The sequence below is a fragment of the Streptomyces sp. NRRL WC-3549 genome, from assembly GCF_000721935.1.
Lineage (GTDB): Bacteria > Actinomycetota > Actinomycetes > Streptomycetales > Streptomycetaceae > Streptomyces.
This window is the reverse complement of sequence record NZ_KL585423.1, coordinates 178311-185236: the sequence shown is the minus strand read 5'-3', so window position 1 is coordinate 185236 and position 6926 is coordinate 178311. Positions and strand designations below refer to the sequence as shown.

Genomic DNA, 6926 nt, shown 5'->3' with positions numbered 1-6926 from the left:
CGCCAGAAGAGCCGCCGGCGTAGTCGGGCGCCGGGCAGTGCCCGGCGCGCGTCGCGGACGATGTCGGGGAAAGCCATGGTCGCGGGCCGCGTCGGGGCGGTCATCGACGAGGGAAGGGGCACCTTACGGCCCCTGTTCTTGATCCAGGCCATGGCGACGTTCGACGGAATGGCGACCGTGTCGATCAGTAGATCGCTCCCGGAGGCCCGGCGGGCCAGGCCCACGACGACCAAGGTCCCACCGGGAGCCAGGTACCGACGGAAGTGGGTGAGGGCTTCGCTGAACGGCATGTGGTGGACGGCGGCGACACAGGTGATGACGTCGTACGGGCCGGGCGGTATCTCGCTCAACGCATCGCCGAGGGTGAAAGTCACCGAGGTGCCAAGAGGCGTCAGCTGCCGCGCGTGAGCCAGGACGGCGGGGTCGGCATCGACACCGTGTACCCGCTCGGCCCGCGAGGACAGGAGCCTGGCGAGGTCACCGGTTCCGCATCCCACGTCCAGGGCGCTCCCGAAGCGCCTGGGGAGTTGCCGCAGGATCCAGCGGTGGTAGTGGGCGTTGTGGTCCCAGGGGCGGCCGGCATGAAAACGCTCAAGCGCTCGGAAGACGCGGGGGAGCAAGCTCATGGGGGTGAGTCCATCAGAAGCTTGGGCTGCGCCACCAGCCCCGGTGCGCGCCGCGGTACCCGCCCCGGCCCGCGCCGTCGCCGCGGGGCGACCGAGCCGCTCGGACGGGAAGCCTGGCCCGGCGGCTGCCCGCAACCCTCGGCCTTACGCGTCAGTGATCACGTGTGTGCGACGCCCCGGAAGCCGCAGTCGGAGTACGGGAGACCGGGCCGCCCGCCCGTGCCGGGCGTCGATGGGTACACGTGCCGCCCCTTGTAGCGTGATGTCGGAGACAGGGAACAGGAGACGGAAATGGGCGTACAGCAGGGCAAGGCGCTGGTCACGGGAGCCTCCTCGGGCATCGGAGCAGCCTACGCGGCGCGGTTGGCAGCCAGGGGCTGGGACACCGTCCTGGTGGCCCGGAGGGAGCACCGGCTCGACGCCCTGGCGGCACGGCTGCGCGAGGAGACCGGGACGGCTGTGGAGACCCTGGTTGCCGACCTGTCGGACCCCGGCGGCCTGGCCCCTGTGGCGGAGCGGGCGGGGCAGGGCGACATCGGCTTCCTGCTCAACAACGCCGGGATCAACGGGTACGGCCCCTTCGCCGAGTTGGAACCCCCGCTGATGGCGAAGGTCCTGCACGTCAACGTGCTCGCCGTGACCACACTGGCGCACGCGGTGGTCCCGGTCATGCTCCGGCAGGGTCGGGGCACGGTGGTGAACGTGGCCTCCCAGCTGGCCTTCGCCGGAGCGCTTCCGCCGCATCCGCTGCCCGAGCGTGCCGTGTACGGGGGCACCAAGGGATACGTGGTCACCTTCACCCGTACCCTCGCCGCCGAACTGTCCGGCTCGCCGCTGCGTCTCCAGGTGCTGTGCCCCGGCCTGACCGCCACCGAGTTCCACCGCTCGCGCGGCGAGGAGCCCGTCGGCGGACGTGAGGAGTCCGTGCACGAGGAGGGCGGGATGCCCGTGGCTCAGGTGATCGATGCCTCGCTGGCCGCACTGGAGGACGGCCGGACGGTGTGCGTGCCTGGGCTCCCCGATCAGGCGCCGGTCGACGGCCTGGCGGCGGCGGAGCTGGCGATCCGCGTGGCGGCGAGCGCGGGTCGGCGGTGACCGGGGGCCGGGAGAGGGTGCGTCACGCGGACGTCGGACCGAGCAGAACGCTCTGGACGAGCTCATCGCCTGCTTCGACCGGGTCCGCGGTCCGGCGGACCCGCATGACGTGACGGCGCAACGTGCCACGCTTGGCGGTTCCGCGTCGGGGTGCGCGTAGTCCGCGTACCGGAGACCCTGTGCGCACGATCGCGCCTGGGTCCGTCCACTTCGGCGGCCGGGGCCGGAGAGCGTGCGATCAGGCTGACTGGCGGCGGCGCCGTGTGAAGGCGGCACCGAGCGACACCGCCACGGTGGTGTTGGCCGCGGTCCAGAACACGAACTTGGCGTCCCGCCCATTGACCGTCTGCAACGCCCCGTCCGCGTGGAGGCAGAACGAGTCGGGCGGGAAGTACTGCGACACAGGAGTGCTGCCCGTGCTGTAGCAGGGCGATGTGTCAGGGAACAGGCGCGGTTGAGCGCGCTGCGAGAGGGCGCAGCCCATGACCAGGGTCAGCCACCCGGCCAGCAGGAACACGAGCAGCATCCAGCGGGGCACCCCCGCCCGCCGTCCCAGCCACCAGACCAGGAAGGTCGGCAGGACGAAGACGATGAACGCGGCGAGCGGAAAGAACAGAGCCGTCATGATCCCATGACCATACTGTTCGAGGGAACCTCCGTGACGGTGTGGAGGGGCCCCGGTAAGGTGGCGATCTTCGGCAGGCGGAAGCCGCCCGGAGTCCCCTTGAGGCCGCGCCGATGACGAACTTCGACGACACTCCCGCACGGCTCCGACTCGACCGTGCTCTGGACCGCCTGGACGTCAGCTTTCGCGGGATGACCGCCCGCAGTGACGAGACCCAGTGCGACTGCCACTGGGGCAGCGAGGAAGAGCTTGCCCGGTTGAAGGTCCCGGATGTGGTGCTCGCCCCGGACCTTCTGCGGCGCACCTGGGACGCCCCCGACTGGAGCGACCACGGCGCGGTGCTGCGCCGTATCCTTCCTCAATTCGCCAGGGCGCTGGTCGGTGGCCTGGTGGGGCCCATGTTCGGCATGTACGAGGTCGGGCGTTCGTTCGCCCGCGGCCACTGGCAGCAGTGGCCCGCCCAGCAGAGCGCGGCGGTAGGGGAGTTCCTGCATGCCTGGTGGGCCCACACCCTCGACGAACCGGATCCCGCCGTCCCCGCGTACGAGGTCCTCGCGCTGTGCGCGGAGGCGTCCGCCACGCTCAGCCCGTGGCTCAGTACCTGGGAGGCGCTCGAACACCGCGTCGCCGACCGGCACCTGGCCGAAGCGGCTGCCCACTGGGAGTACGACCTGCTGGGTGATCAGCTTCCGTGGGAGGCCTGGGAGAACGCAGATGCCCTGTGTACCGAGCTCGCGGCCTGGCTGGTCCGGCACGCCTCCGCGCGGCTTCGGGCCGAGGAGGTACCCGAGGAACTGCTGCACCGGATACGGCTCATCGGACTCACCGGCCCCGCCCGCTGGACGGACCCGCACTGGCCCCACCACCGCTATTGAGCCAGCCCGCTACCCCAGTACCGAGAGGTACCGAAGAAGCCGCGTCACGACGGGAGGCCGGGTGGGAGGGCGTGCCGCCCCCCACCCGGCCCCCGACGCGCGTCAGTCCTGTGCGAGCTCCGCCCGCACCGCCCGTGCCGCCGCCACCAGGTTCTCCAGGGAGGCGCGGGTCTCCGGCCAGGCGCGGGTCTTCAGGCCGCAGTCCGGGTTGACCCAGAGGCGTTCGGCCGGGATGGCCTCAAGTCCCTTGCGGAGCAGGGCGGCGGCCTCCTCCGCGCTCGGGACCCGGGGGGAGTGGATGTCGTAGACGCCCGGTCCGGCTGCGCGCGGATAGCCGTGGGCGGCCAGTTCGCGTGCGACCTGCATGTGGGAGCGGGCGGCCTCCAGGCTGATGACGTCGGCGTCGAGGTCGTCGATGGCCTGGACGATGTCGCCGAACTCGGCGTAGCACATGTGCGTGTGGACCTGGGTGTCCGGGCGTACGCCGGCGGTGGTGAGCCGGAAGGCCTCGGTGGCCCAGGCCAGGTAGGCCGGGCGGTCGGCGGCGCGCAGGGGAAGGGTCTCGCGCAGGGCGGGTTCGTCGACCTGGATGACCGATGTGCCCGCCGCCTCCAGGTCGTTCACCTCGTCGCGCAGGGCGAGGGCGACCTGGCGCGCGGTGTCGCCCAGTGGCTGGTCGTCGCGGACGAAGGACCAGGCGAGCATGGTGACCGGCCCGGTCAGCATGCCCTTGACCGGGCGGTCGCTCAACGACTGGGCGTAGGACGTCCAGCGCACCGTCATCGGGTGCGTCCGGGAGACGACGCCCGCGAGGACCGGCGGGCGGACGTAGCGGGTGCCGTAGGACTGGACCCAGCCGTGCTGGGTGGCGAGGTAGCCGGTGAGCTGTTCGGCGAAGTACTGGACCATGTCGTTGCGTTCGGGTTCGCCGTGCACCAGGACGTCGATGCCGGCCTTCTCCTGGAAGGAGATGACCTCACTGATCTCGGCCCTGATCCGTTCCTCGTAACCCGCCGTGTCGATCCGGCCCGCGCGCAGGTCGGCGCGGGCGGTCCGCAGTGCGCCGGTCTGCGGGAACGAGCCGATGGTGGTCGTCGGCAGCAGCGGCAGGCCGAGGTGGGCGCGCTGGGCCGTGGCGCGCTCGGCGTACGGGTGGGAGCGGCGGCCGTCGGCGTCCGTCACGGCCTCGGAGCGGGCGCGCACGGCAGGGTCTCGGGTGATCGGCGATCCGGCGCGTGAGGCGAGGTCGGCCCGGTTGGCGGCGAGTTCCGCGGTGACGGCGCCGGTGCCCTGGGCCAGGCCCTTGGCGAGAGTGACGATCTCGGCGGTCTTCTGCTGCGCGAAGGCCAGCCAGCGCAGGACCTGCGGGTCGATGTCCCGTTCGGCCGCCGCGTCCAGGGGGACGTGCAGCAGGGAGCAGGAGGCGGCCACGTCGACCCGGTCGGCGAGCCCGAGAAGGGTACCGAGGGTGGACAGCGACTTCCGCAGGTCGTTGATCCAGACGTTGCGGCCGTTGACGACACCGGCGACCAGGCGCTTGCCGGGCAGCCCGCCGACGGCGGCCAGCGCGTCGAGGTTGTCCCCCGCCGCCTCGGTGAAGTCGAGTGCCAGGCCCTCGACCGGTGCCTTGGCGAGGACGGGCAGGGCGTCGCCGAGCCGGTCGAAGTAGGAGGCCACCAGCAGCCTGGGCCGGTCGGTGAGGGCGCCGAGGTCGCGGTAGGCGCGCTCGGCGGCGTTCAGCTCGGCCGAGGTGCGGTCCTGGACGAGGGCGGGCTCGTCGAGCTGGACCCACTCGGCGCCGGCTGCGCGCAGGTCGGCCAGCACCTCCGCGTACACGGGCAGCAGCCGGTCCAGGAGGGTGAGCGGTTCGAAGTCCAGGGCCACGCCGGGGGCGGGCTTGGCCAGCAGGAGGTAGGTGACGGGGCCGACCAGCACGGGGCGGGCGGTGTGGCCGAGCGTGAGGGCTTCCCTCAGCTCGGCGACCTGCTTGGCGGAGTCGGCCGTGAAGACGGTGTCCGGGCCCAGCTCGGGGACCAGGTAGTGGTAGTTGGTGTCGAACCACTTGGTCATCTCCAGCGGCGCGACGTCGTGGGTGCCGCGCGCCATCGCGAAGTAGCCGTCCAGCTCGTCGGCGTCGACGGCGGCGCGGTGCCTCTCCGGGATCGCGCCCACCATGACGGTGGTGTCCAGGACGTGGTCGTAGTACGAGAAGTCGCCGGTCGGCACCTCGTGCACGCCGGCGTCGGTGAGCTGCCGCCAGTTGCTCCGCCGGAGCTCGGCGGCGGCGTCCCGGAGGGCTTCGGCGGTGACGCGGCCCTTCCAGTAGCCCTCGACGGCCTTCTTGAGTTCCCGGTTCCGGCCCTGGCGGGGGTAGCCGTACACGGTGGCCCGTGCTGCCGCGGCTGCGGACTTCGCTGTCACGGAGATCTCCTTCGCGAGATGAATCCCTGAGATCCCGGAGACGGGACGAGAGCGCGAAGGGGATACGCACCGGACGGATGGTCCCTGCGCCGTCGGCGCGGTCGTCCGTCTGGTAGGTACGCCGACCCGCCCACGAGGTCACCGGGATATCCGCACGCGACCGTTCGCGTACGGGCAACAGGCAGGTCTTCGGACTCGCGGGCGCGCCCTCCGTCGGAGGACACCTACTGGCCGTCGCTTCCCAGGCCCGGTACCTCGGACCCAGTGCGTATGACGGCGGTCGTTCCCACTCACCGCTGCGGGGCAGTCCCGGATTCCCACCGGGTTCCCTCTTGCGACGCGCCTGCCTGGCGGACAGGGCGAACCAGTTGCACCGGCCAGGGTAGAGGGCCGCCGCCCCCCTGGGCGCCACTGTTCACATTCCGGTACGTGAGGCGGCACGGGGCACCGGTCCGCACCCGCCGCGGGCACGGGCCGGCGGCCCCGAGCCGGGCCGGTCAGGCGTACCGGCGCAGGGCGAGGGTGTCACCCGCGCGGACCACCGTGCCGCGGGTGGCCGGGGTGGAGGCGGATCCGTCGGCGCTCACCGCCTACCCGGCCGCCGAGGCGGGCCCGCCCACCGCCCCGGTATGACACGTACCCTTTCGGGATGACTCACCCCCTTGTGCCCGATGGGCGGCGGCCCGCGAATCACGGGCGGAGGGTGGCCCCCCGCAACCGGGCCGCCCTGATCGCCGCCGCCCGGGAGATCTACGCGGCGTACGGGCTGGACGCCCCGCTCTCGGCGATCGCGCGGCGGGCCGGCGTCGGGCAGGGCGTGCTGTACCGGCACTTCCCCGACCGGGCGGCCCTGGCGAGCGCGGTGCTGGACGAGAACGTCCAGCAGATCGAAGACGCGGTCGAGGCCGGGGAGATGTCCTTCGCCGAGGTACTCGGGGTGCTCACCTGGCATCTGACGGAGTCGGCGGCCTTCCTCGGCCTGCTGCACGCCGGCGGCACCGTCGGCCGCTCGGAGACCCTGGCGTACGCCCTGTCCCTGTCCGAGCGGCTCGAACGGGCCCTGCGCGTCCGCCTCCCCCCGGGGCACCGGCTCAGCGCGGGGGACGACCTCATGCTCGCCGTCGCCATGGTCTCCGGCGCCGTCGGCGGTCCCACCCGCGAGCTCCGGGAGCGCCGGGCGCTGGAGGCCTGGCGGCTGCTCGGCGTCGAGGTGGGACCGGTGCGCCCTTACGGCGGATGAGAGCCGCATCCGGGAGCGGGGGACCGGGGCGACGGCTCGTGGCC

6 protein-coding genes and 1 riboswitch are annotated in these 6926 nt (G+C 72.6%); of the genes, 3 read left to right on the top strand and 3 right to left on the bottom strand.

Annotated elements, in window-relative coordinates; all coding sequences use genetic code 11:
• The coding region (locus tag IH13_RS0127255; RefSeq protein WP_031088630.1) for a class I SAM-dependent methyltransferase at positions 1–626 on the bottom strand (626 nt) is incomplete at its 3' end.
• A gap of 291 nt (positions 627–917) precedes the next feature.
• On the opposite strand from IH13_RS0127255, the gene IH13_RS0127250 reads away from it, so the two are divergent.
• Positions 918–1721 (top strand): SDR family NAD(P)-dependent oxidoreductase, encoded by an 804-nt coding sequence (locus IH13_RS0127250; RefSeq protein WP_031088629.1) that lies wholly within the window; start codon positions 918–920, stop codon positions 1719–1721.
• A 238-nt stretch (positions 1722–1959) separates the two neighbouring features.
• Here the strand turns inward: IH13_RS0127250 and IH13_RS0127245 are convergent, their stop codons facing one another.
• On the bottom strand, positions 1960–2346 hold the full coding sequence (locus tag IH13_RS0127245; RefSeq protein ID WP_031088628.1) for a hypothetical protein: 387 nt from the start codon (positions 2344–2346) through the stop codon (positions 1960–1962).
• 113 nt (positions 2347–2459) lie between these two features.
• Between IH13_RS0127245 and IH13_RS0127240 the strand changes: the two genes are divergently transcribed.
• Positions 2460–3221 (top strand): hypothetical protein, encoded by a 762-nt coding sequence (locus tag IH13_RS0127240; RefSeq protein ID WP_031088627.1) that lies wholly within the window; start codon positions 2460–2462, stop codon positions 3219–3221.
• Positions 3222–3323: 102 nt separating this feature from the next.
• Here IH13_RS0127240 and metE read toward each other — a convergent pair whose 3' ends face one another.
• Positions 3324–5642, bottom strand: coding sequence for a 5-methyltetrahydropteroyltriglutamate--homocysteine S-methyltransferase (metE, locus tag IH13_RS0127235; protein WP_031088626.1), 2319 nt, complete (start codon positions 5640–5642; stop codon positions 3324–3326).
• A gap of 162 nt (positions 5643–5804) precedes the next feature.
• Positions 5805–6026, bottom strand: a riboswitch (cobalamin riboswitch).
• A 265-nt stretch (positions 6027–6291) separates the two neighbouring features.
• Between metE and IH13_RS0127225 the strand changes: the two genes are divergently transcribed.
• Positions 6292–6882 carry a TetR/AcrR family transcriptional regulator gene (locus IH13_RS0127225; RefSeq protein ID WP_031088625.1) on the top strand — a complete coding sequence of 197 codons (591 nt, stop codon included), beginning with the start codon at positions 6292–6294 and terminating at the stop codon, positions 6880–6882.
• The last annotated feature ends 44 nt before the right edge of the window (positions 6883–6926 follow it).